The 23,448-nt window shown below is 51.1% G+C and carries 20 protein-coding genes and 1 pseudogene; 14 read left to right on the top strand and 7 right to left on the bottom strand.

The genetic code is table 11. The annotated features are described in order from the left end of the window. Window positions 1-22 precede the first annotated feature (22 nt). The 5 genes from pilM to B7988_RS07340 are packed head-to-tail and all read left to right on the top strand — an operon-like array spanning window position 23 to window position 5,891. Window positions 23-1,168, top strand: coding sequence for a pilus assembly protein PilM (gene pilM / locus B7988_RS07320; RefSeq protein WP_073317829.1), 1,146 nt, complete (start codon window positions 23-25; stop codon window positions 1,166-1,168). Further along, window positions 1,168-1,791: a PilN domain-containing protein gene (locus B7988_RS07325; protein ID WP_073317826.1), complete on the top strand. Its 624-nt coding sequence runs from the start codon at window positions 1,168-1,170 to the stop codon at window positions 1,789-1,791. Before pilM ends, B7988_RS07325 begins: the two co-directional genes overlap by 1 nt. Then, window positions 1,784-2,383 carry a type 4a pilus biogenesis protein PilO gene (pilO, locus tag B7988_RS07330; RefSeq protein ID WP_073317822.1) on the top strand — a complete coding sequence of 200 codons (600 nt, stop codon included), beginning with the start codon at window positions 1,784-1,786 and terminating at the stop codon, window positions 2,381-2,383. Before B7988_RS07325 ends, pilO begins: the two co-directional genes overlap by 8 nt. Next, entirely contained in the window at window positions 2,383-4,377 is a 1,995-nt protein-coding gene (locus B7988_RS07335) for a hypothetical protein (RefSeq protein ID WP_088657405.1), read from the top strand. Before pilO ends, B7988_RS07335 begins: the two co-directional genes overlap by 1 nt. 5 nt (window positions 4,378-4,382) lie before the next feature. Then, complete coding sequence (locus tag B7988_RS07340; RefSeq protein ID WP_249268902.1) at window positions 4,383-5,891, top strand: secretin N-terminal domain-containing protein; 1,509 nt, start codon at window positions 4,383-4,385, stop codon at window positions 5,889-5,891. Window positions 5,892-6,022: 131 nt separating this feature from the next. Here the strand turns inward: B7988_RS07340 and holA are convergent, their stop codons facing one another. Beyond that, the gene (gene holA / locus B7988_RS07345; protein ID WP_088657407.1) at window positions 6,023-7,000 is read right to left on the bottom strand and encodes a DNA polymerase III subunit delta; all 978 of its coding nucleotides are present in this window, start codon (window positions 6,998-7,000) and stop codon (window positions 6,023-6,025) included. Between the two features lie 3 nt (window positions 7,001-7,003). Further along, window positions 7,004-7,468: a transcription elongation factor GreA gene (gene greA, locus B7988_RS07350; protein WP_073317814.1), complete on the bottom strand. Its 465-nt coding sequence runs from the start codon at window positions 7,466-7,468 to the stop codon at window positions 7,004-7,006. 98 nt (window positions 7,469-7,566) lie between these two features. On the opposite strand from greA, the gene argJ reads away from it, so the two are divergent. The 4 genes and pseudogenes from argJ to B7988_RS07370 all read left to right on the top strand — a co-directional run bounded on the left by argJ (window position 7,567) and on the right by B7988_RS07370 (window position 11,660). Then, a complete protein-coding gene (gene argJ, locus B7988_RS07355; protein WP_088657408.1) occupies window positions 7,567-8,784 on the top strand; it encodes a bifunctional glutamate N-acetyltransferase/amino-acid acetyltransferase ArgJ in 1,218 nt (405 codons plus the stop codon). Window positions 8,785-8,932: 148 nt separating this feature from the next. Then, window positions 8,933-10,108, top strand: a complete 1,176-nt coding sequence (locus tag B7988_RS07360; protein ID WP_088657409.1) for an iron-containing alcohol dehydrogenase — start codon at window positions 8,933-8,935, stop codon at window positions 10,106-10,108. 181 nt (window positions 10,109-10,289) lie between these two features. Next, window positions 10,290-10,826, top strand: a pseudogene (locus B7988_RS07365) (NAD-dependent dehydratase); the annotation flags it as partial. Between the two features lie 93 nt (window positions 10,827-10,919). After that, a complete protein-coding gene (locus B7988_RS07370) occupies window positions 10,920-11,660 on the top strand; it encodes a hypothetical protein (RefSeq protein ID WP_141225596.1) in 741 nt (246 codons plus the stop codon). 28 nt (window positions 11,661-11,688) lie between these two features. Here B7988_RS07370 and B7988_RS07375 read toward each other — a convergent pair whose 3' ends face one another. Then, the gene (locus tag B7988_RS07375; RefSeq protein WP_088657411.1) at window positions 11,689-14,082 is read right to left on the bottom strand and encodes an ABC transporter; all 2,394 of its coding nucleotides are present in this window, start codon (window positions 14,080-14,082) and stop codon (window positions 11,689-11,691) included. 78 nt (window positions 14,083-14,160) lie between these two features. After that, window positions 14,161-14,742: a hypothetical protein gene (locus B7988_RS07380; RefSeq protein ID WP_073317800.1), complete on the bottom strand. Its 582-nt coding sequence runs from the start codon at window positions 14,740-14,742 to the stop codon at window positions 14,161-14,163. A gap of 389 nt (window positions 14,743-15,131) precedes the next feature. On the opposite strand from B7988_RS07380, the gene B7988_RS07385 reads away from it, so the two are divergent. Both B7988_RS07385 and B7988_RS15400 read left to right on the top strand, forming a co-directional pair. Then, complete coding sequence (locus B7988_RS07385) at window positions 15,132-15,689, top strand: hypothetical protein (protein WP_212668299.1); 558 nt, start codon at window positions 15,132-15,134, stop codon at window positions 15,687-15,689. Between the two features lie 144 nt (window positions 15,690-15,833). Next, on the top strand, window positions 15,834-15,962 hold the full coding sequence (locus B7988_RS15400) for a hypothetical protein (RefSeq protein WP_256375134.1): 129 nt from the start codon (window positions 15,834-15,836) through the stop codon (window positions 15,960-15,962). A gap of 56 nt (window positions 15,963-16,018) precedes the next feature. Here the strand turns inward: B7988_RS15400 and B7988_RS07390 are convergent, their stop codons facing one another. Then, window positions 16,019-16,969: a YhjD/YihY/BrkB family envelope integrity protein gene (locus B7988_RS07390; protein WP_249268894.1), complete on the bottom strand. Its 951-nt coding sequence runs from the start codon at window positions 16,967-16,969 to the stop codon at window positions 16,019-16,021. Window positions 16,970-17,014: 45 nt separating this feature from the next. Continuing rightward, window positions 17,015-18,073 (bottom strand): hypothetical protein, encoded by a 1,059-nt coding sequence (locus B7988_RS07395; RefSeq protein ID WP_088657412.1) that lies wholly within the window; start codon window positions 18,071-18,073, stop codon window positions 17,015-17,017. Between the two features lie 84 nt (window positions 18,074-18,157). Between B7988_RS07395 and B7988_RS07400 the strand changes: the two genes are divergently transcribed. Then, window positions 18,158-18,889 carry an OmpA family protein gene (locus tag B7988_RS07400; RefSeq protein WP_249268895.1) on the top strand — a complete coding sequence of 244 codons (732 nt, stop codon included), beginning with the start codon at window positions 18,158-18,160 and terminating at the stop codon, window positions 18,887-18,889. Between the two features lie 64 nt (window positions 18,890-18,953). Here the strand turns inward: B7988_RS07400 and B7988_RS07405 are convergent, their stop codons facing one another. Next, window positions 18,954-19,787: a S1-like domain-containing RNA-binding protein gene (locus B7988_RS07405; protein WP_088657413.1), complete on the bottom strand. Its 834-nt coding sequence runs from the start codon at window positions 19,785-19,787 to the stop codon at window positions 18,954-18,956. A 112-nt stretch (window positions 19,788-19,899) separates the two neighbouring features. On the opposite strand from B7988_RS07405, the gene radC reads away from it, so the two are divergent. Both radC and B7988_RS07415 read left to right on the top strand, forming a co-directional pair. Then, window positions 19,900-20,604, top strand: coding sequence for a DNA repair protein RadC (radC, locus tag B7988_RS07410; RefSeq protein ID WP_249268896.1), 705 nt, complete (start codon window positions 19,900-19,902; stop codon window positions 20,602-20,604). Between the two features lie 163 nt (window positions 20,605-20,767). Next, on the top strand, window positions 20,768-23,419 hold the full coding sequence (locus B7988_RS07415) for an OmpA family protein (protein ID WP_088657414.1): 2,652 nt from the start codon (window positions 20,768-20,770) through the stop codon (window positions 23,417-23,419). Window positions 23,420-23,448 lie beyond the last annotated feature (29 nt).

Below are 23,448 nucleotides of genomic sequence, written 5' to 3' on the forward strand. Positions count from 1 at the left end.
TGTTTTACAATCGGAGTTAACTTTGGCTTTAGGATTGATTTCTAAAATCCGTGGCATGCGCGAGACCGTCGGTATTGATGTTGGCCATTACAGCATCAAGTACGTAAAGGTCTTGCATGGCGCGAGCGGAAACAAGATTGTTTTGGATGCCGACCTGGAACGCGTGCCGGATGGATGCATCGTAAACGGTGAAATCCAGGTGCGCGAAGGGGATGCCCCGACTGATCAGGAAGGGAAGCGTGAAAAGGATGGTGCAGAACTGCTTGCCGAAGCGATGGCAAAGCTCTTGATTCGCCATCCGATTGATGATTCCTGCGAAATTGTCGCTTCGGTGAACTGCGGAGCCGGTGCCGGTGGTGTGCTGGTGGATCGCTTGTCCGTTAAGGTCCCGAAAAACGGAAATGAAGCCGCCATTATTCTTCAGACCGCCCAGTCCCGTCCTCCCTTCGATGACCAGGACAACGTGATCGACTACGAAATCTATTCTCGCGAAGGTGACGATGTCAAGGTGAATGTGGTGGCTGCAAAGAGTGCTCTTTTGGACTCTTGGGCTCAGTTCTTTAATCGCCGTGGGCTCAAACTGTCGGCGCTGGATGTCGATATTTTTGGCCTGCTAAATGCTTACGTTGCGACGGTAGAAGACTCCGAAAAGGACAAGACCGTCGCCATCTTCAATATCGGCGAAAAGAAGATGAGCGTTGCTTTTGTTCAGGATGGCCAGTTCCATTCGATGCGTGCCATGGCTGGTGGTTCCCTGGATATGGTCATCAGCAAGACCTGCATGAACTTGGGCATCGATTCTGAAAAATGTCATGAAATTTTAAGCAAGGGTGACCTGTCCATTGTGGATGGATTCTCTGAAGCTGAAGTCGAAGCAGCGCTCCGACTGGCATACGAGGACCTGATGGCGCAGATCGATATCGGTATCCGCTACTTCTCGTCTTCGGAAGATTCTAAACCGCTCGACAAAATCTTGTTGGGCGGAGGCGGAGCCGCCGCCCCTGGTCTAAGGGAATTTGTCGCGGAACACGCTGGCATTGAAACCGATACGGTGAATCCGTTCAGGCTCGTGCCTTGTGATTCCAAGGTCTTCGGCGAAGGCGGACTTTCTATTGCCTTGTCTAATATTTATGCCCCTGCGTTGGGCTTGGCGATGAGGAAATTCTAATGGCGTCTACGAAAAAAGAAACCACAAGAAATGCCTTGGCCATTTCCATTAACTTGCTTCCTCCGGAATACCGCAAGAAGCAGAAAGACTTTACATGGATAACGGACCGGCGCATTATTTGGCCGACAGTTGGACTGATTGTCGCAATTGTCGCCGTGCTCATGTTGCAGACCTATATTAACGAAACCATTAGCGGTCTGAGCACTGAACTGACGCGTGTTCAGGAAGAAGTGGAACGCGAACGTCCGCTGCTTTCCAAGATTTCTGACCTCGAACAGAAACAGGGCGTGATCAACACAAAGATCAACGCACTCAAGTCTATTCAGGTGAGCAAGAAACGCTGGGTTATTTTGTTCGAAAATATCTCGTCGGTGCTTCCGCCTAACATGTGGATTACAAGCATTAACCAGATGGGTGAATTCGATCTTGAAATGCGCGGTGTCACTTACGACTTCTCGGAAGTTGCCGAATACATGGTAAAACTCGAGAAGCAGGTGAGCATCGAGTCGGTTTCGCTGGTGACCATCTCGACCTCGAAACAGGAAGGGAAAGAAGCCTATAATTTCACCATCAAGGTAATCCTCAAGCGGGACCTTGGCCTTGGGGAGGGTGATAATGGGTAAGATAGATCTTAAAGACAAACGAAACGTATACGCCATAATCGTGTGCCTCTTGATTATGGCTGCCGCACATTTAGTGTATAACTACATGTGGGATCCGTTTACCTATCAGCGCGAATCCTTGGAACGCGATCTCCAGTCGGCTCAGGCTGAACTGGATAAGATCAACGCCAAGAAACATCGCGTGGCAGAACTCGAAATGCAATTGGCCCAGGCCGAAAAGGATTTCGAAAAGCTGAAGGAAATGTTCCCCGAAGAAGAAAAGGTGCCGCTGCGCTTGCAGGACCTTTACGCGGTGATTCGTAGTTCCATGGTGCAGATCCAGAAGTTCAATCCTGAAGGTCGCGCCGAAAAGGAACACTATATCGAAAACCGCTACTCGATTGCAGTCAATTCTGGCTACCACATGCTGGGTTACCTGTTTGCAGAAATTGCGAACTTCAATTACCCGACTGCCATTACGAATCTTCGCCTGAACCGTTATTCGGGTATCAAGGCTGAAGTCGAAAAGTCTGAAACTCACGGCTGGACTCCGATTACCATGTCGGTCACGTTCAACCTTACGACGTACACATCCAAGAAGGTGGGCAAATAATGAAAATGAAGATTCTTCTTTTGTTGTTCGCCTTTACGGCTTTTGCAAGTGCCGCCCAGATCAAGGATGTTCGCTTTAATTGCGACGCGAAGGGTTGCCAGGTGGTGTTTGCCTTTACGTCCGAAAAGAACTTGCCGACGTTCTTCCAGAAGTACGATGCTTCTTCGAAGAAGTTGACGGTCGGTTTCTCTGAAACGACATTTGCTCTTGGCGAAGGCGATTACGATGTCGATGCCAATTCCAAGTTCGTGAAGTCCATGAAGGTCTTTAAAGATGCCTACAAGGGCTTGCCCTTCTTGAAGATTGAAATGGATGTCGGTGCTGCCATTACCTCTGACAAGAACGAAATCGCTTTGGACAAGTCCAATTTCTTGATCAAGCTCAAGAGCAAGGGCGGTAAATCCTGGACGCTTTCGAAGCTCTATGCCGACCGTAAGAAGGCCGCCGAAAAGCAGGCTGCCCTTGACAAGAAGGCTGCCGAAAAGGCCGCTCTCGAAGAAAAGAAGGCCGCAAAGAAAGCCGCTCTTGAAGAAAAGAAACGCTTGGCCGAAGAGAAGAAGGCTGCCGAAAAGCGCGCTCTCGAAGAAAAGAAAGCTGCTGAAAAACAGGCCATCGAAGACAAGAAAGCTGCTGCAAAGGCGGCCGCTGAAGAGAAGAAGCGTTTAGCCGAAGAAAAGAAGGCTGCTGCCAAGCAGGCTCTCGAAGAAAAGAAAGCCGCTGAACGTGCCGCTCTTGAAGAGAAAAAGCGTTTGGCTGCCGAAAAGAAGGCTGCCGAGAAGGCCGCCCTCGAAGAAAAGAAGCGCCTCGCCGAAGAAAAGAAGGCTGCTGAAAAGGCTGCGCGCGAACAAGAAAAACTCTTGGCTGAACAGCAGAAACAAATCGACAAGGCTATCGCCGAAGGCGGAGCCATTTCGGCTCTGCTCCCGAAGCTTAAAGAAATGACGGTTCTGATTGGTTCTGGCCTGGAACAGTTCCGCATTGTTGCCGATGACAATATTGTAATGCAGAATATTTCTAGCATCGACAAGAACAACACCATTACGATTGGTCTTGCCGGTCCGCAGAAGTCGCCTGTATTCAGAATCGGAGCCGGTTCTATCGTGAAGTCTGTAACTTGGGGCGCTAACGGTCTCAAGGTGCAGTTGAAGAATTCCGTACAGCCTGCAGTTCTTGTGCAAGACGGCGTATTTGTTTTGCAGATTGCCGAAAAGGGAATCAACAGGGACGGCTTTATGTTCTGGTCTGCACAGCCCAAGGGCATCTTCATTCGCGACTGGATGAAGTCTTCAGAAGACAAGCCGAATTTCGATGTTTTTGTCAAGAATCTTGACAAGGGTAGCAAGAAGATTATTTCTGGCTCGCAGACGTTCCACCTGCGCCCTGTCGTTCGCGAATTGATTGTGGTTGCCGACGAAACCGAATTCTATGCCTCTCCTAATGAAAACGCTCAGGTGATGCAGCGTCTTGTATTTGGAGACCGTCTGGTAAGTCTTGATATGAAGGGCTTGTATCGCAAAGTCCAGTTCGGTAACAGAGTGGGCTATGTGGATCGTCGCGCTGTCGGTTTCTTTGACGAACTTTCCTCTGTGCAAGAAGAACGCTTGAAACAAGTTGACAAGGAGCGCGGTACGAATCTCACGACAAGTGCTCCGCAGATCGGTAGCCAGCTCGATGGCCTCTACGAAGACCGCGTGACTTATAGTTCCTTTGGCCGACGCGATCCGTTTGTCGAAGTCGATGGCTTAGTCGAAGAAGGTATTAATATTGACCAGGTCGAACTGGTGGGTATCATTTGGGAATCGGATGTGCCGGTTGCAATTCTTGTCGAATCCAAGAATCCGTCTATCTCGTACACCGTCAAAGAAGGCGACAAGATTCTCAACGGAAAAGTTTTAAAAATCACACAAACTGACGTTCTCTTCCTGATCCAGGAATTCGGGGTGAGCCGTCGCTACTCCATGGGTCTTCCCGATAAACTTGGGGGTCAAAAGTGAAAAAGATGACAAAAATCCTTACTGTTCTTCTCTTGGTGGTGGGTCTCACTACTGCATGGAGTGCTCCTGCCGAAGGTACGGTGCAAACCCCCAACAAGAAATTGTATGACTTCAGTTTCGTCGACATGAACTTCGAAGCCGTGTTTAGCTCTATCTCCGTGATTGCCGGTGTGGACATTATCCTTGCTCCCGAAGTCAAGGGTAAGACAAGCCTCAAGGTGACCAAGAAGACTTGGCAGGAAACACTCGACATCGTTTGTAGCATGAACGACTTGACTTGGATCATCGAAGACAAGTACATCTTGATCCAGCGCTCCAGCACTTATCAGGCAAAGCAGAAGAAGATTGCCGATGAAGAAGCCCAGGCCGAACAGAGTGCCCCGCTGGTCCGTAAGAATTTCCAGGTTCACCACGCCAAGGCCGAAGAACTGGTGAAGGTGCTTGAAAGCATGAAGTCTAACCGTGGCCGCATTACGACAGTGGAACGTACGAATTCCATTATCGTGTACGATACCGACGGAAAGATTGAACAGATGGAAAAGGCCTTGACCGAACTCGATGTCGAAACGCTCCAGATCATGATTACCGCCAAACTTGTGGTCGTGAACAGTGAACGCGCTCGCGAACTCGGTGTGGACTGGACCGCCAGAATGGGTACCACGGCTCTGACTCCGGGAACGGTTTCTACTCCGCAGGGTAGCGGTTCTGGCGATACCCGTACCAGTGCCGCAATTCATTCCTTGCCGAATGGTGGTGCTTCGCCGGCTGTGGGCAATGCAACCACTGCTATTACTGCAAGTTTGCTGGACAACAACCTGCAGATTGCCATTTCGAACATCATGGGTGACGCTTCTACTGAAGTGCTCGCTTCTCCGCAAGTCTCTACGCTCGACAATACCGAAGCCCAGGTGTTCATGGGTGACAAGGTTTCTATCCGCGTGATTGACGATAGCGGTGAATCTTCGACGCAGCTCGTGGAAACCGGTATCAAGCTGACTGTGACTCCGCACGTTTCTGGCGACAACCGCATTTTGCTTGACCTGCACCCCGAAAACAACTCCTACGGCTACGACGAAAAGGGCCAGGTGGTGATCAGTACTCAGGAAGCCAAGACCAAGGTCGTGGTGGCTGATGGCGAAACGGTCGTGATCGGTGGCCTTACCCGTAACGAAAATACCGAAAGCGAATCCGGTATTCCGTTCCTCAAGGATATCCCGCTGCTCGGCAACCTCTTCAAGTACAGCCGCAAGGCCGTTACCAAGCGTGACCTGATTATCTTCGTGACTCCGCGTATCATTCGCAACTATGTGGGTTCTGTGGAACTTTCTGAAGTGTCTTCCGACGTCAATGGTGCTCCGAGCGCCAAGAAGACCCAGACGACGACTGAACCGACTGATAGCGAAACGCCGATCGTGGAACCGAAACAGCAGCCCGCCCAGGAAGCTCCGAAGTCCGAATCTGCTGACCAGGCTCCCGAAGCTCCGGCAATCGAAGAAGACGGCGGCTGGAACTAGTTTAATTCAGATTTCGGAATTATGAATTCAGAAAAAAAGACGGACTATGTCCGTCTTTTTTTATAAAGCAAAATCCAGTGTGTTGCAAATTTTGAAATCAGAAATCTGAACTCCGAAATCAGAATTCAGACTTATCTCACTACAAGTGCGGCGAGGGCGAGTTCCTGGCTGGTGACTGTCCAGCTGCTGCTCTTGAATTCGTAATTGAGGTCGGCGAGGCGGCGAATGACGCGGCAAAGGAGCGGCTTGCCCCAACGGCGGCAACATTCGGCGGCATTGCCCTGCTTGCAGAACAAGAAATAGTTCTTGCCCAAGGCCTTGGCTGCGTCTTCGGCGCTCATCTTCTTGGCGGTGAGCGACATGAAGTTCAGCAAGTCTATGGAATGACTGTAGAGCGCATTCACGAGGCTTATCGCGTCGGCGTTCTTGCTGCTATTGTTGTAAAGGAAATCGTGAAGCTTGCGGGTAAAGCCCACGGCGTCTCGCATGCCGAAAAAATTCAGGATTTCGTAAGGCGGGATTTCGCGGCGGGGCATAATCATCGTCTTCACGAGATCGTAGGTGAATTTGGCGCAGTCGGGATCGTAGGTAAGGACCTTTTCCAATTCTTCGCAAACAAGCTTGGTGTCGGTGCCCAGGGCATCGGCCAGGTACTGGCTGGCGGCGGGCTCGATTGGTTTTCCGAAGTGGGCGGGCACATTCGATGCAATCCATTCCTGCATCTTGTACTGCTTGGGTTCTTCGTACTTTTCGATTTTGCCGACTTTTTGCAGAATCTTGTAGAGTTCCGAAGTCGCGCGGAGTTCGTCAAAATCGAGCAGCAGCTTGCAATCGGGGGCGTCTTTGAGCCAGCGGGCGAGTGCCTTGGATTCATCGGCCTTCATGGCGTCTGCATTGCGGACGACCACCGCCTGTTCCGGCGCAAACATCGAAACGGCGCCGCAGCTTTCCATAATGAGCCCGGCTACCGACGGAATGTTCGTATCGGAAGCATACACAATCTGCTTTGAAAGCGGATCGTTCTTACGGTCTCCAAGGGCATCAGTCAGGAACTTGTCGACCTGCTTGTCCTTGGAAAACTGGTCTTTGCCGATGAGGGCTAGAATCATAGCTTACTTGAAGTCGACGATTTCGAAACGGTTCTTGCCCTTGGGGGTGACGACTTCGACAATTTCGCCCTTCTTTTTGCCCATGAATGCGGAACCCATGGGGCTCTTGAAGCTGATTTTGCCGTTCATCGGATCAACGCCTTCGGGGCTTACCAACTGATAGACGACTTCCTTCTTGGTAGCCAGATTCTTTGCGGTAACGGTGGCTCCAAAGCGCACGGTGTCGGAGTTTGCGTCGAATTCAACGATAATTGCGTTGGAAATCTGGTCTTCCAGCTTGGGAATTTCCAGGTCGATATGAGCCAGCATTTCCTTGGCGGCGTGGTATTCGGCGTTTTCGCTCAGGTCGCCTTGCTTGCGGGCTTCTTCCATTTCATCTACAACGCGGGGACGTTCGACCTTTTTGAGGAAGGTGTAACGTTCAACCAGCTTGTCGTATGTTTCTTTAGTACAGGGTGTTTTAGCCATGACCTTAAATTAGAATTTTTTTGTGGGGCAGAAGCAGGGGGTGTTCAACATTGTCGCATTTTTCTATAATTTAGGGTGAAAAAACAATAGGAGATACTATGTACACTGTATTGGAAAAAGGCGGCGTCTGCTCCCCGAAGGGCTTTACCGCGTCTGGAATTTGTGCAGGCATCAAGGCCAGCGGTAACGCTGACATGGCTCTTCTGAAGAGCGAAAAGGCTGCACGTTGCTTTGCCGTGTTTACAACGAACAAGGTGAAGGCTGCTCCGGTGCTTTACGACAAAGCCGCCCTTGAACATGCCCACTTTGCCTCTGCCGTTGTGGTGAACAGCGGTAACGCAAACGCCTGTACCGGCGAACAGGGCCTGCGCGATGCAGAACGCATGGCTGTCCTTACCGAAGAAGCCTTGAAACTTACTCCGAAGAGCGTGCTCGTTTGCAGCACCGGTGTGATCGGCCACCTGATGCCGATGGACAAGATTGAAGCCGGTATTCCGAAGCTTGTGGAAAAGCTCCATGCTGACGCTTCCGAAGAATTTGGTCGCGCAATCCTCACGACTGACCTTGCTCTCAAGAGCCATGCCGTTGAAATCCAGACCGAAAAGGGTGTGGTGACAATCGGTGGTGCCTGCAAGGGCTCGGGCATGATTCACCCGAACATGGCCACGATGCTTGCCTTTATTACCACTGACCTTGCTTTGCCGATCGATTTCTTTGCTGAATTCCGCGCCGACATTGCTGATTCCTTCAATGCGATTACGGTCGATGGCGACACCAGCACGAACGACACTTGCATTCTCCTGGCTAACGGCATGAGCGGAATCAAGTACGAAGACTTGACTCTCTCCGAACAGGGCGAATTCCGCGCAGCACTCATGCTCGTGATGAAGGAATTGGCCAAGGATATCGTTCGCGATGGCGAAGGTGCAACCAAGCTGATTGAACTTTGCATCGAAAAGGCCGAAAGCCACGAAGAGGCTTTGCGCATGGCCCGCTTCATTGGCACGTCTAACTTGGCCAAGTGCGCTATGTTCGGCGAAGACCCGAACTGGGGCCGTATCCTTAGCAGTGCTGGTTCGAGCGGCTGCAACATGATCGCCGAACAGACGGATCTTTTCTTTGGCGATGTGCAGGTGCTTTCTAACGGCCGCCCGGTGCAGCTCGACGAAGAACAGACCAAGGCTCTGCGTGCGGTAGTCCGCCAGCGTGAATACAAAGTAACGCTCGTTCTTAACATCGGGCACGCTAGTGCCAGCGCATTCACTTGCGACTTGAGCTACGACTACGTTAAGATCAACGCAGAATACACAACGTAGTAGGAAGTAGACAGTAGGAAGTAGGCAGTGGTTGTCTAACAAATACTGTTTACATGGTGTTTTCTAGCGTGAACAACATTTAGTAGAAAATCCTGCTTTTGGGCGGGATTTTCTTGTATTTTTAGGTAAAACTAAAAAAGGACGGAACATGGATAATTTCAACTTCTACAGCCCCACAGAATTCGTATTCGGTATGAACCGCGAAAATGAATGCGGTGAACTCGTCAAAAAGTATGGCGGCACCAAGGTGCTAATTCATTACGGTGGTGGCTCTGCGGTGCGTTCGGGATTGATTGACCGCGTGAAGGCAAGCCTCGATGCGGCTGGTATCCCGCATGTGGAACTCGGCGGCGTGAAGCCGAACCCGCACGATTCACTCGTGTACAAGGGTATTGAAATTGTCCGCGAAAATGGGATTGATTTTATTTTGGCGGTGGGCGGCGGCTCCACGATTGATAGCTCCAAGGCCATTGCGATGGGTGTTCCCTATAAGGGCGATTTCTGGGACTTTTACGATGGCAAGGCTTCTGCTGCATGCGCGCTCCCGATTGGCGTGGTGCAGACCATTGCGGCGGCCGGTTCCGAAGGTAGCGGCGACTCCGTGATTACCAAGGAAGACGGCATGCTCAAGCGGGGGGCCAGCAGCGAACATATTCGCCCGAAGTTTGCGGTGCAGAATCCGGCTTTGCTTTGCACGTTGCCCGCCTACCAGACGGCTTGCGGCATTACCGACATCATGGCCCACGTCTTTGAACGCTACTTCACGAATACGCTCGAAGTGGAAATTACCGACCGCCTGTGCGAAGCGGTGCTTTTAACGATGGTGAAGGAAGGCCCCCGCGCCATTGCCGACCCGACCAACTACCAGGTGCGTGCGAACATCATGTGGGCGGGGACGGTAGCCCACAACGGCGTTGTGGGCTGCGGGCGCAGTCAGGACTGGAACAGCCACGCCATCGAACATGAACTTTCGGCGCTTTACGACTGCGCCCATGGCGCGGGCCTAGCAGTCATCATGCCCGCCTGGATGGAATACGTCGTCGACCACAACGTGATGCGTTTTGCGCAGATGGCGACGCGCGTGTTCGGCTGCGAGATGAATTTTGAGAACCCGAAGGCGACCGCCCTCGAGGGTATCAAGGCCTTCCGCCGATTCTTGCATTCCATTGGCATGCCCATCAACTTCGCGGAACTGGGTGCCAAGGAAGAAGACATCCCGAAGCTGGTTGAAAAGCTGAATCCGGGCGACGGCTGGGGATTTGTCCCGCTCAAGGCAAAGGACGTGACCGAGATTTACAAGATTGCCGCCCATGCCACGGTGTAACTAGCTATGAGCAGTGAGGTCGTGCTTCGCACTTTGAGGTTTGAGGCGCTTGTAGGCGTGATTATAACCTCAAAGGACGCCGAAGGCGGCCGTGCTCACACCTCATACCTCACATACTCAATATGATTGCTCTCTTTATCGGCGGTACGGGAACTATCAGCATGGCCATCACGCGCCTTGCAGCATCCCGCTGGGCGTCCACGGCAAGAACGGCAGCTGGCAGGTGGCAAAGCGCATGTTCGAGGGCAAGCCTGTCATCATTCACGGTGACGGTACGAGCCTTTGGACCATGACTTTCAACACCGACTTTGCCCGCGGCTTTGTGGGACTGATGGGCAATGTGCACGCTATCGGAGAATCGTTCCAGATTACGAGTGACGAAACGCTCACCTGGAACCAGATTTATAAGGCGGTGGCCGATGCGCTGGGTGTTGAACTCAAGCCCTACTACGTGTCTTCGCAGTTCCTTGCGGATGTAAGCGATTATGACCTGCTGGGGAGCCTCATCGGTGACAAGGCGAACTCCGTGGTGTTCGACAATTCCAAACTCAAGCGTGTCGTGCCGAATTTTCGCACCGAGGTCCGTTTTGACCAAGGAATCCGCCGTACTATTGATTACGTGCTCGCACATCCGGAATTCCAGAAAGAAGATCCCGAATTCGACGCCTGGTGCGACAAGGTGATTGCGACGCTGGAAAGCGCGAAGAAATCTTTTTAATCTCGAAACATAAACTACATTTGAACTATGAAAAAACATTTGTTCAAATGCGTTTTTAGTTTTTTTGTTTTAGCTGAGTTAATCATTATTTTTGTGGCTTGCGGAGATAATACAAGTTCTGCAAGTTCTAGAGACGATTGCCCTGAAAATTATATTTGCGATACAACCTACACCGATGTGAGTGTCTATAGCTTTGTTTACTATGTGGGCAAAGATTCCCTAGATACGGTAACGGCGACAACGGATAGGATGACTTGTGATATCGAGGATGATAATTTTCATTGTTCCTTGATGTTTATTCATGAGTGCTTTTCCTATAGTTATAGCGTGGCAAGCGCAAATGGTACCGTAAAGGATTCTGCCAAGCATTTAACGGTAAATGTGACGCGAGTCGACACGACCTACATCAATTATGGCAAAAAACGCTTGATTGATTACGTGCCGGCCTATGTTGAAGTTCCCAAGTTGTCGGAAAAGAAATTGCAAGACTTGTTCGACACGTTGATACTCAAGCCCTATGATAGCAAGTATTATTCCTATTATGGGCATACAGATGATTTCTTGAGCAACTATTATATTGATGGCAAAGACTTGCCCGATGGATTTGGAGTTTCTTCTAATACGGGAAGGATTGTAACGCTTTTAGGTTGTGGGGATACCACTTATACGAATTATCCGCTGATACCTAAAGATGTAGAAACTCGTTTGTACATGTTTCTTGAAGAACCGCTAGAAAAGGATACCACGATTACGTGGATGGCATATTACACCGATATGTACGGTGTCGAGGATTCTTTAGAAGTGACGACTTTCGTTACGATGGAAGAGGATTAAATCGCTTTTTTTAGATGGCTTTGACTGCTTATCTTGAAAGTTCCACCACGTAGTCGGCGGCGTTGACGAAGTCTTGTGCGTGTTCGATGGCAATGACTGTGTGGCCCGCTTCAGTGAGACCGTGAATCAGGTCAAGCAGATGCTGGATGTCCTTTTGATGGAGACCGCGGGCGGGTTCGTCGAAAAGGAATAGCGTATTCGGCGCCTTGGCTCGGGCGAGCGCAATGGAAAGGCGGAGCCTGGCGCGTTCGCCGCCGGAAAGGTGCGATGTGGTTTGTCCGAGTTTCAGGTAGTCGAGACCTGTATCCACAAGGGGCTTTAACTTGTCCGCAAAAGGCTTCATGTTGATGAACAGCTTGTAGGCTTCACCGACTTCTAGGTCATAGATGTCAGCGATGGACAGCGACTTGAAGCGGACTTCAAGAATTTCATCTTTGAAACGTCTGCCGAGGCACACGGGGCATTCGGATTCTTCGTAGCCCGCGGGGTCGAGGATGACGCCTTCCCCTTTGCAGTTTTCGCAGCGGCCCCCGGGGGCGTGCGTCGCGAATTTGCTGGCGGTGTAGCCGCGGACCTTGCTTTCGGGGAGTTTCGCGAACAGGTCGCGGAGAATCGTGTTCAGGTTGATGGCCGAGGCGACGGTACTGCGTCGGTTCCCGTGGAAGTCACCTGTCGAAAGGATCGATAGCGCCTGGATGCCGAGACTTTCGAATTCGCCCTTGGAGGCTCGTGGGGCGAGGTTCTTGAAGAAAATCGTGGACTTGCCGCTACCGCTTTGGCCTGTGATGACGCTGAACTTTTGAATCGGGAAATGTGCGGTGACCGACTTCATATCGAACATCGCGAAGTTCTTGATATCGATGGCCGCGGCGTTTTTCTTTGGAACCTTCGGCTTAGTTTTCAAATTATTAATTCCGAATTCCGAACTCCGAATTCCTAATTCTCTAATCCAATTCCCTGTGGGTGATGCCGGATTGCCAAGAACTTCTTTCGCGGTTCCTTGCAACAATATTTCACCGCCCTTTTCGCCGGCGCCAGGTCCCATTTCAATAATCCAATCGGCTTTCTTGATGAGGGCCGGGTTATGGTCGATGAGTACGAGCGTGTTGCCGCGGGATTGAACCTTCTTGAGGACTTTCCAGAGGGCTTCTACATCGCTCTGGTGTAACCCGCTGGCCGGTTCGTCGAGGACAATTAGCAGATTGTTCAGGTGTCCGGTGCTGAGGCTCGAAAGCCGAAGTCTCTGGACTTCGCCACCCGACAGGGTGGCGCCTGCACGCCCTGCCGTGAGGTAGCCGATATCGAGGTCGACAATCGCCTGGATGCGGTCGATCAATGTGCGAAATGCGGGCTGCTGCTTTACCGTCAGTCGATTGTCGAACAGGGCGTGCAGCCGGCTTTCGAGTTCCGCGAAAGGCGTGCTTAAAATGTCTTGCCAAGTGGTACGGATTTTGCGCGGCTCATTTTCACTTGAATTACTTTCAATCGCCGCATTCAAAAAATTCTGCTTGAGTCGTAAGCCCTTGCAATCGGGGCATTCTTCGCTGCTGTCTCCGTCTTCGATGATTCCGGTGCCGCCACATTTTTCGCAAATGCTCGTACGGGAATACGGCGACAAGTCCTCGGCGGCGAGCGGCCTGGAAAGTTGCGCTCCGTGCTCAGGGCAGCGTGGCACCGTGCTGAAAAGTTTGCGGCTCCCGTTGATGTCTAGAATCAATTCGCCGTGCGTGAGCTTCAAGACTCCATCGACTGCTTCGGCAATGCGGGTGCGCGTGTTCTCGCGGACAATCACGCGATCCACCACGATAAAGAATTCCTTCGGGACAATCTTCTTTTCGTTTTCAGTCAAGTCTGCAAGCGAATAGCTGACGTCATCTGCCATGGCACGCGTAAAGCCTTGCGCCAGGAATACCGCTGCCAGCTTGTCGAGACTTGTTCGCTTCTCAACATCAATCCGCGCAAAAAACTGTAACTTACTCCCTTGTGGCAAACTCGCAATCTCGCGAATCATGTCTTCGCGGCTCATGCTTTCCATGGGCTTTCCGCAAACGGGGCAGGCAGGCTTCGCGTACGCCGCAAACAAGGCACGCAATGTAGAGTCGCATTCCGAAATGCTCAATGCATAAGCCTTCGCGGGTGTTTCGCCGTGACTCGGGCCTACGGCAAGGCTTGCAGGCAAACCTTCGGCGCTATCCAGCGGAATAATGCGCCGACCGCCGAGCAATTCTGCCGCAAACGGCGAAAGTGTTTCCAAATAGCGGCGCTTCGATTCCCCGTGCAGGGTATCAAGCACAAGTGTCGACTTTCCGCAGCCCGAAGGTCCGCATACCACAGAAATCTTGCCCAGCGGGAACTGGGCGTCCACGTTCTTTAAATTGTGCAGCCTGCAGCCGCGAATGGATATGAAACTTAAACCAGCCACTAGTTACCCAGTTGGTAATGTGCAATGTGGAATGTGAAATGGATAACTTCACATCTCGCACTTCACATTTCACATCGTTTATTCTCTGATGGTAAATCTCAGTTCGCCGAACGGAGTGCAGAAGTCGAGGTTCTCGAGGCCGTTAGTTTCGATGCCAGAGAACATGCGGTAACCGCCGCCAATCGAGATTTCAAGCATCTTCGTGACGCGGTAGTTGAAGTGTACGGCCATGTCGGCGGTAAAGAAGTAGTCTTCGGATTCAAAGGCTTCGTCGTCCGGTTCCATTACATAGAGTGCGCCGCCACCGATTTCGATTGGCACCGAAATGGAAAAGTCGTTGATGCGCACCGGGAACAGTTCCACGAATCCGCCCACAGACATATACTTGATCATCTGCTTTTCAGGCACATTGTAGTTGCGCACGTCGCTCAAAAGTCTAGACACCCACACACCCGTGGAGAGCAGAGGGTTGATGTCGAGACCGATGCGGAGGTTCGCGAAAATGGCGCCGTCGTCGGCCACGAGAACGTTACCGCCGCTCACGCCGATGAATGCCTTCAGGCCGTCGTTCGACTTTTCTTCGGGAGAATACTTTACGCTCTGCAGTTCTGCGTTTGCGAACGCCACCAGGGCCACGATGAGCAATAGAATCTTTTTCATAAGCAAATCCTCTGTTTGTTTATAATTTACTAAAAAAAAAGGGGGTTTCCTATTGAAGTAAAGGCTGTTAACATCAAAAAAACTGGTTTTGAAAATTTTACGCACGAAAAGTGTCTTCAGTTGGGTGAAAAAAGCGTGTATATAAGAGGGAGACGCATAAGTTTCCTTAATAACTATAAATTGAAAATAAATGTATATTTGTAACGACGGAAGTTTTTATGACTGATAACATCATAGAAAGATCGCTTAAGGCTATCAAGTCTTTAGACCATTCAAAAGAAGCTGCTCATAAGCGTCTTCTGAGGGCGGGTATTATAACCAAGTCCGGCAAATTAAGCAAAATCTACCGTCCATCCGTAGCAAAGTAATTTTGCGGAAAGGATGATTGTATGCAAAATTTGTATTTGGAACGTCCGAATCTTTATATCGGCTTTCATGGCTGTGAAAAAGAAAATGGTCTTAACTTAGTTAATTGTCCGAAACAGGTCAAAACAAGTTCTACTAATCATGAGTGGCTTGGCGAAGGCTTTTATGTTTGGGAAAATAACCAAGATCGTGCTTGGGATTGGGCTAAGGAGCATAAGCCAAAGCCCTTCAAAGAACCATTTGTAATAGGTGTAGTCTATACTTTGGGTAATTGTCTTGATTTGACCGATTCCCATTTCATAGATCTTTTGAGTGAAGGTTTTAAATCGTTCAATGTAGATTTTGAAGGCCATCGACTGGAAAATAAAAATGGTCTGCATAAACTTGATTGTGCCGTTATAGAATATTTGCATAAAAGTTTTGAGGAATCGGAAGATCCTGTCAGGTTTGATTCTGTTCGCGGAGCATTCTATGAAGGTGATGTTGCTTATGCAGGTACTGATATTAGAAGGAAAAATCACATTCAAATTTGTCTCCGTAACATGAATTGTATTAAGGGATTTTTCTTGCCCCGCTGTTAACTCTCTTTGACATTCTGAGAACTTAAGTGCCGATCCTTTGGGGTCGGTTTTAAGCATTTATTGACGTAGTTGTGTGTGTTTTGTAAATTTATTGCGAATGTTTTAAACTTGTCTAAAAAATTAAAACCAGCACTGGAAAAAATAATGACTGAAAATATCGAACAGAAAAAAGAATACCGTGCACCGGAAATGAAAATTGTTGCTTTGGAGCCCTGCAACTGTCTGAGTCAGGCTTCGCTCCCCACGGAAATCGACGTTGTAGTTGAACCGTAATGAGGAAAAAAAAATCCCTGGATTTAATCCAGGGATTTTCTGTAATAGAAAGATTTTTACATCCGGTCCTTGGTCATGTTCAGGCCTTCGGCAGGGCTTCCTTCCCAGTTCCATATACGATCTTTGGATTCGGGCCAGGTGCAAATCGTCCACACCACGGAATTTCCGCAGAGGACTATGGTCCAAATGCCGAATACCAAGAAAAGGATGAGAGGAATAAAGGCGAGCGAACCGTAGAAAATAGACATACGGGTCACGAGCATGGTCTGGATAAGCATCAGGATCTTCACGTAGATGATAATGCAAATCCATGCGAGAACGGTAATGCCGATTGAAGAGACTAGCAACTTTTTCTTGGTGTAGTTCTTGGGGTCCGGTCTTGCGGGGAGCGCATACAGGGTCAAGAAGATAACCAGGAGGAATGCTCCATGGAACGTGAGGTACCAGAAGGCATTGATGAGTCTCTTGAGCACCGACGGATCAAAGTGCAAACCATCAACCACAATGACCGAAAGCGCATTTTGGAGGTAGTTCACGAAACCGGCATACAGACCGATAATGCCTGCAAAAATAAGCAGAAGCGGGGTGTAAATGCGAATCTGCTTATGGAGCGGGCGAGACACCTTGTTTTCCCACACCACGTTGAAGTTCGACTCCAGGCTACCGAAGGCGAGAATGAACGTGATGAAAAGACCCATGGCGCCAATGAACCCGAGCTTGCCGATAGGCACGTGTTCGGCGTTCTGCACGATGGTGATAATCGGGTCGACAGGCCAGTCGAGATCCAGGAATGAGAGCAGATGCGGCAGGTAGTCCGAGAAGAAGTTGCCGAATCCGACCGCAAGCGTAATCGATGTCAGCAAAATCAGCAGCGGGACCACGGCCAGGAACGTCGTGTAGGTCAGGGCTGCCGCACGGGTAAGCCCATGAAAGTACAGGAACGACTTGCCCGCGATAATCGCGACCTTCACGGGAGTAACGGAACGTTCGGCGATATAGTCGAACATTCTCTCCCAAGAAAAATTTTTAAACCAATTTGGCATCAAATCAGGTTACTTGATAGTGCTGGTCAGGCGGAAGGCGAGACCCACATCGCTCAGTTCGTTTTCGCTGTAGACGCTGAATTGAATTTTAGACTTGCCAACGTTCTTGACGTAGGCAACAGTCCATGCCCAGTCGTCGTAGGTGCCCTTCGGGGCGCCATAAAGGTTGTCACGCTTGTTGATGTATTCCCATTCCACCATGAGGTGGTTGATGAAGGTGTTTGCCAACTTGTTCTGCGGGGCGAGATCCAGGCCCAGGTAGAACGGCTGGTAATAGATGCCCGGCTGGTAATACTTGGATTCGGGGGCGAGGTAGTTGTCTACGTTCGGGTCGATTTCGTCGTCCTGGGTGTAAACGCAGGCGTATTCGCCGTAGGCACGGAGAATCGGGAGGAATTCATAGCTGGCGTAGGCTGCCACACGGTGGGTGATGTAGGCGGAATTCTGCACTACGTCGACCAGGTTGGCACGGTAGGCGACCTTGACTTCGAGGGGGAAGGTGAACTTCATGTCGTCTTCGACACGCATGTAACCCTGGTTGGCGGTACCGTTCTTGGCGGCGACCATGGCGTTCAGTTGGTTGAGGCCGTGCTTCCAGCTGAGTTCGACGGCGTTATGGCTGTAATCGCGCATCCAGAGGCCGCGCTTGGTCAAGTCCTTGTCGACATAGGTACCGAAGTGTGTTGACTGAGACCAGTCGGTCTTCCAGCGACCGATTTTCAGGTTCAGCTGGTTGTCGTCGTTGAGTGCCCACTTGTAGTTCACCCAGTAGAGGTCTGCCAAAATCTTGTCGTAGCTGGTGGTCTTGCCGTCGCCGTCCTTGATCTTGTTGCCGAATTCCGGGGCAAAGATGCGGAGCATGATGGTTCCGTCGAGGTTGTCGCTCTTGTACTGGCCGCCGATGTTTGCGCGGATCCAGCCGCTGCTGAAGTTGTTGTCTTCGTCGGCGATGGACTTGGTGACTTGGGTCTGGACATTGCCCTTGAGGGTCATGTTGTCAGTGGCGTCTGCTGCAAATGCGGAAATGCTCATGGCGAGCGCCGCCGCTGCGATTTTCCCGAACTTCATGTTTGCTCCTTGGAGGTTTTGATTTTCGTGTCCAAATTTAGAAATATTTTTCTATTTTTCGGCCCGTTTTTCAAGGAGTATTCCGTGAAATTGTTTAGTTTCGGCGTTTTTCCCGTTTTTAGCGCGGTTTTGTGTGTAAATCTTTCTGTTGCAACTGCATTTGCACGCGACTTATTGCCCAACAAGACGCATGCTGTACTGACAGTGACTTACACCGACGACCAGGATGTGCCGCAGGTGCATAAAAAGCTCTCTTTCGTGGGCCAGAACAATCCCAAGAACAAGTTTACAGTCACGACCGATTCCGAAGGCGAAGCGACGTTCCATATTCCGCGCGAAGATACCTACACGATTTACTGCGAAAGCGTGACGGGCCCTTTTGAATGCGGCACGACTCCTTATGTTTCGCCCACGGCAAGCACGGGCGGCATTACGGTGGTGTTCGACGATACGCGGGTGGAATTGACTGGCGTGAACTTCAAGGCGGGCAGCGCCGAACTAGAAGCGGAATCCATGGCGATTCTGGACAAGGCGGTGGCCGGCATTTTGAAAAATCCGGACGCCCGTATCGAGATCCAGGGCCACACCAGCTCCGAAGGCGATGAACAGTTTAACCAGACGCTTTCGGAACAGCGCGCCTACACGGTGTTCCTTTACATGGTCGAACACGGTGTTGACCGCGGGCACCTTTCGGCAAGCGGTTACGGCTCCAGCCAGCCCAAGGCTTCGAATGCGACCGAGGCTGGCCGCAAGAAAAACCGCCGCATTGAACTCTGCGTGCTGAACGACAACGAAGTCCCGGTGGAATATAAATAGAATTTAGAGCTTAGAACTTAGAGCTTAGAAAAAAAACTAAGTTCTACCAACTAAGTTCTACCAACTAGTTTTTACGGAAACCGTCGTCGGAAAGGATAATACGCCCTTCGCGGAAAAGCGTTCCTAGAATCTTCTTGAAAGTCTTCTTGGACATACCGAATTCGCGGCGGATTTCTTCGGGATCGCTGTGGTCGCCGTAGGGCAGGTAGCCGCCGGCTTCTTCGAGCTTTTGCATAATAGCGGCGGGGCTTTCGCTCTTCATGATTCCCTTGTAGCCCACGGGGGTGAGGTTCAGGGTAATCTTGCCGTCTTCGGTAAAGCGCTGGATATAGCCGGCCATGGTGTCGCCGATGTAAATGCGCGGCGTCCCCTGCGTGACCATGAGGCGGCCCGTGTAGCGGTAATCCACCAGAAAATCGATGTGGTCGCGGGTGACTTCGTAGGCGGCGAGCTGGACTTTTTGACCCAGGTGCAGTTCCGAGGTGTCGGGGTCCAAAAAGCTCTTGATTTTTTCGGTGGCCACAATGCGGTTGCTCTTGTCGTCTTCGAGAATGTAGACTACGCAACGGTCGCCGCGCCTGAGTTCGCCGAGTTGCTGCTTGTAGGGGAGGAACAGGTCCTTGTTCAGGCCCCAATCCAGGAAGGCGCCAATGCGGTTCACGTCCTTGACTTCGAGCACGGCGAATTCGCCGACGGTAGCGTAAGGCTTGTCGAGGGTGGCAATGGGGCGGTCTTCGGAATCCATGTAGACAAATACGTCTAGCACTTCGCCTTCTTGGAGGCTGAATTCTTCTTTTTTGCCGGGGAGCAGTACGCGGCCGCCGGTTTCAAGTTCCAGGTAATAGCCCTGGGGCATGATTTCTTCTACTCGGGCACGATTGTATTTGCCTAATTCCATGGGGACCTTCCGTTCAATTTGACCCAAAATTAGAAAAAATAGGGGGCAAAATCAGACACTTTTTTTGAATTTGGCGTATAGAGAGTATAACCCCTCCAAAAAAGGATACTCCATGAACCGTAATATGATGATGCTGAACGATAGATCCGCTGCCAATTATCTGCCTCGCGAAAAGATCGAGAAGTTTGGGGCGTCCGCCCTCACGAACGAAGAATTGCTGGCCCTGATTTTAGGGAGCGGCAACCAGGACTGCAATGTTTTTGAGCTGTCTAGGCGCCTTTCGGAATTTCTTTCGAACCAGGCCCGGGTACCCTCGCTTGCCCAGATTCGTGAAATCCGGGGGCTTGGCAAGGTGAAGGCTGCCCAGGTGCTTGCCTGCCTGGAACTTTCGGGCCGCTACATTCTGAGCGACAAGTCGAACCCGATCGAGACGCCCGAAGACCTCATGGGCAGGCTTTCGTTCCTCAAATACGAATCGCAGGAACACTTGGTGATCGTGACGCTCAATTCGGTCAATTGCGTGATTCGGGTCCATGAACTGACTACGGGCCTTGTCAACAAGACTCCGGTTCACCCCCGCGAAGCATTTGCCAAGGCTATTGAAGACCGCGCCGTTTCGGTCGTTTTTGCCCATAATCACCCCTCGGGCTCGCTGGAACCCAGCCTGGAAGACATGGCGATTACGCGCGTGCTTTGCTCTGCGGGGCGTGTACTCCAGATACCCGTTTTGGACCATATTATCGTGGGCAAAGGGGGGCTTACCAGTATCTGCCGTATGGATCCCGGAATGTTCGAAAAGACGTTTCGACCGGCCTAAAACAACTTCTTACAAAAATATTACAATCAGCCTGTTGTGTGATGTTCATTAAATTTCAAAAAAAATGCGCGTTTTTGGGTTGTTTTTTGGACTAATAAGTTATATTTACATTAGTTAAATCGGTTGGCCGTGTTTGGTCGGCTAGCCACTATAAGGAGATGCTATGAATAAGGTAGCTATGGGTCTTGCCCTCGCGCTAGCGGCTTCCGCTTTTGCAGGACATCCCCAGACAATCAACAAGGAAGGCTTTGTGGGTGTGAATAAGACCCAGTCTGCCCAATCTCTTGGTCATTCCAAACTGGTGTTTACCCTCTTGGGTGATGCTACTTTCGGTAACGACATGTTCCCGAATAACGATAATGGCATGGGGGCTTTGTATGAAGCTCAACTAGATGCTAACGGAAACCCTGTATTGGCTAATGCGCCTGTGGCGGATTTCGTAGGCGGAAGCGCTAATATCGGCTTTGCCATCGGTATCTGGCATTATTTTGACTTGGGCGTGACACTCCCGGTCTACTATGATCAATTTACGGCAGAAGGTAAATATCTCGATGGTCTCGGTGGCCCGGCTACTATTCCGAACACGAAGGTCGGCTATGTGGGTAACCTCAAGGTTGACTTGAAGGCACGTTTCCCGCTGCCCGAAGACCAGGTGTTCGATATCGCCGTGTTCGGCGGTGTGACTGCCGGTACGGCCAACGCCGAAAAGCAGGGCCTCTGGATTCGTGAACCCGAATATATCAATAAGACTAATGGCGCAGCTCTTGCTTTTGGTACCAAGAATACCACGATCAAGGGCGGTCTTGCTATCACGATGGATGCTAGCAAGCTCGACGGTGGCGACGGATTCCCGTTCTTGCTGCATTTGAACGGCGGTTACCGTTATACCATGAACAGCGACTACATGTCGCTTCCGTTCATGAGTGCAGCCGCCGAAGTCTACTTCATGGACTTTATGTCGGTATTCGTGGAATACTATTGGGATATCCAGCTGGATGACTTTGAAGCCTGCACGACGAATCCTGTTGACGGATCGAAGGTCTGTGGCAAGAATCGTGATGGTAAACTGGACATGAACCAGTTGACGGGAGCCTTGGTGTTCCACCTGCCGGTCGGTGTCGACCTGCACATGGGTGCCTCTTACTACCTGGGCGGTGACAAGTTCATTACTGCATCGACTCTTCAGTCTAGTGGACGTGAAGGTGGTGTCGTAGTGGAACGCATTCGCGTGAACCCGGAATACACCGTTTACGGCGGTATCACCTGGAGCGGATTCCTGCTGGCTCAGGACCGCGACGGCGATGGCGTTACGGATGACGAAGACAAGTGCCCGGACGATGTCGGTCACCGTTTGAATCAGGGTTGCCCGCTGGGTAATCCGGATGCTGACGAAGACGGCGTTTGCGATGCCTGGGTTGCTGAAAAGGGCTTTGAATCTGAATTTGCTGAAGTTTGTGAAGGCGTTGACCAGTGCCCGAACGAAGCAGGCGAAGGCGACGACGGTTGCCCGCTCGACAATCCGGATGCCGATGGCGACGGCGTTTGCGACGCCTGGGTGTCTCAGAAGAAGATGCTCAAGAAGTTTGCCAATGTCTGCGAAGGTATCGATGATTGCCCGGCCCAGGCTGGTTCTCCGGCATTCAACGGTTGCCCGACCAAGCAGCCGGACCCGGATGGTGACGGTCTCTGCTCTCCGTGGGTGACTGACGAAGGCGCCATGAACGAATTCGCTGACATCTGTAAGGGTTACGATATGTGCCCGGGTGAAGCCGGTTCTGCTGCCAACAAGGGTTGCGCATGGGATGATCCGGATGCCGATAACGACGGCCTCTGCGACCCGTGGGTGACTGAAAAGAAGATGGGCTTCTACTTCGAAAAGGCTGCTGAAGACGAAGCAATGGCTAAGGAATGGTTCATTGACAAGTCTTGTAAGGGCATCGACAAGTGCCCGACCGAACTCGGCCCGGCTAATAACGAAGGCTGCCCGCTCGGCAACCCGGATACCGACAAGGACGGCCTCTGCGATCCGTGGGTGACCGAAAAGAATATGCTTGAACAGTACGACGGCATCTGCTCTGGCGTCGACAAGTGCCCGACCGAAGCCGGTGAAGCATTTGCTCAGGGCTGCCCGATGGAAAGCCCCGACCCGGATGGCGACTCCCTCTGCTCTCCGTGGGTGACCAAGCAGAAGATGCTTGACCAGTTCAAGGAAATGTGCCGTGGCTACGACCGTTGCGAACTCGAAGCCGGTCCTGAATGGAACAAGGGTTGCCCGATTGAAGACGATCCGGACCCGGATAAGGACGGCGTCTGCTCTGAATGGGTTGCAACCAAGAAACTCCAGAAGGAATTCGAAAGCGTTTGTACCGGTATCGACCGCTGCCCGGATGAACCGGGTGACGACGGCCATGGCTGCCCGAAGAAGGCTGTCGAAAAGCTCGATGGCGTGACCTTCAAGAGCGGTAAGGCTACCTTGGAATCCAACGCCAAGAAGATTCTCCAGAACGTGGCTAAGAAGCTCGTGAACGAAGACAGTTACAAGGATCTGAAGATCGTGATCCAGGGTCACACCGACAACGTGGGTAAGGAAAAGACCAACCAGAAACTTTCCGAAAACCGCGCTAAGGAAGTGATGAAGGTGCTCACCAAGGCGGGCGTCAAGAAGGATCGCATCAAGGCTATCGGTATGGGTTCCAGCTGCCCGGTGGATGACAACAGCACCGCCGAAGGCCGCGAAATGAACCGTCGTATCGAAATGCACTTCGTAACGCCGGATAACGACGGTACCCAGTGCGAAAGCAACTTGGTTCAGTAATCTTCGCTAACCTTTGAATAAAGTCCCTG

The organism is Fibrobacter sp. UWB1, from assembly GCF_002210325.1.
In the GTDB taxonomy this organism is placed as follows: domain Bacteria; phylum Fibrobacterota; class Fibrobacteria; order Fibrobacterales; family Fibrobacteraceae; genus Fibrobacter.

What these genes read in the sequence shown, in the direction of transcription:
- B7988_RS07325 (WP_073317826.1), top strand. Translation starts at nt 1,168, where the DNA reads ATGGCGTCTACGAAAAAAGAAACCACAAGAAATGCCTTGGCCATTTCC.
- pilO (WP_073317822.1), top strand. Translation starts at nt 1,784, where the DNA reads ATGGGTAAGATAGATCTTAAAGACAAACGAAACGTATACGCCATAATC.
- B7988_RS07335 (WP_088657405.1), top strand. Translation starts at nt 2,383, where the DNA reads ATGAAAATGAAGATTCTTCTTTTGTTGTTCGCCTTTACGGCTTTTGCA.
- B7988_RS07340 (WP_249268902.1), top strand. Translation starts at nt 4,383, where the DNA reads ATGACAAAAATCCTTACTGTTCTTCTCTTGGTGGTGGGTCTCACTACT.
- holA (WP_088657407.1), bottom strand. Translation starts at nt 7,000, where the DNA reads ATGATTCTAGCCCTCATCGGCAAAGACCAGTTTTCCAAGGACAAGCAG.
- greA (WP_073317814.1), bottom strand. Translation starts at nt 7,468, where the DNA reads ATGGCTAAAACACCCTGTACTAAAGAAACATACGACAAGCTGGTTGAA.
- argJ (WP_088657408.1), top strand. Translation starts at nt 7,567, where the DNA reads ATGTACACTGTATTGGAAAAAGGCGGCGTCTGCTCCCCGAAGGGCTTT.
- B7988_RS07360 (WP_088657409.1), top strand. Translation starts at nt 8,933, where the DNA reads ATGGATAATTTCAACTTCTACAGCCCCACAGAATTCGTATTCGGTATG.
- B7988_RS07380 (WP_073317800.1), bottom strand. Translation starts at nt 14,742, where the DNA reads ATGAAAAAGATTCTATTGCTCATCGTGGCCCTGGTGGCGTTCGCAAAC.
- B7988_RS07385 (WP_212668299.1), top strand. Translation starts at nt 15,132, where the DNA reads ATGCAAAATTTGTATTTGGAACGTCCGAATCTTTATATCGGCTTTCAT.
- B7988_RS15400 (WP_256375134.1), top strand. Translation starts at nt 15,834, where the DNA reads ATGACTGAAAATATCGAACAGAAAAAAGAATACCGTGCACCGGAAATG.
- B7988_RS07390 (WP_249268894.1), bottom strand. Translation starts at nt 16,969, where the DNA reads ATGTTCGACTATATCGCCGAACGTTCCGTTACTCCCGTGAAGGTCGCG.
- B7988_RS07395 (WP_088657412.1), bottom strand. Translation starts at nt 18,073, where the DNA reads ATGAAGTTCGGGAAAATCGCAGCGGCGGCGCTCGCCATGAGCATTTCC.
- B7988_RS07405 (WP_088657413.1), bottom strand. Translation starts at nt 19,787, where the DNA reads ATGGAATTAGGCAAATACAATCGTGCCCGAGTAGAAGAAATCATGCCC.
- radC (WP_249268896.1), top strand. Translation starts at nt 19,900, where the DNA reads ATGAACCGTAATATGATGATGCTGAACGATAGATCCGCTGCCAATTAT.
- B7988_RS07415 (WP_088657414.1), top strand. Translation starts at nt 20,768, where the DNA reads ATGAATAAGGTAGCTATGGGTCTTGCCCTCGCGCTAGCGGCTTCCGCT.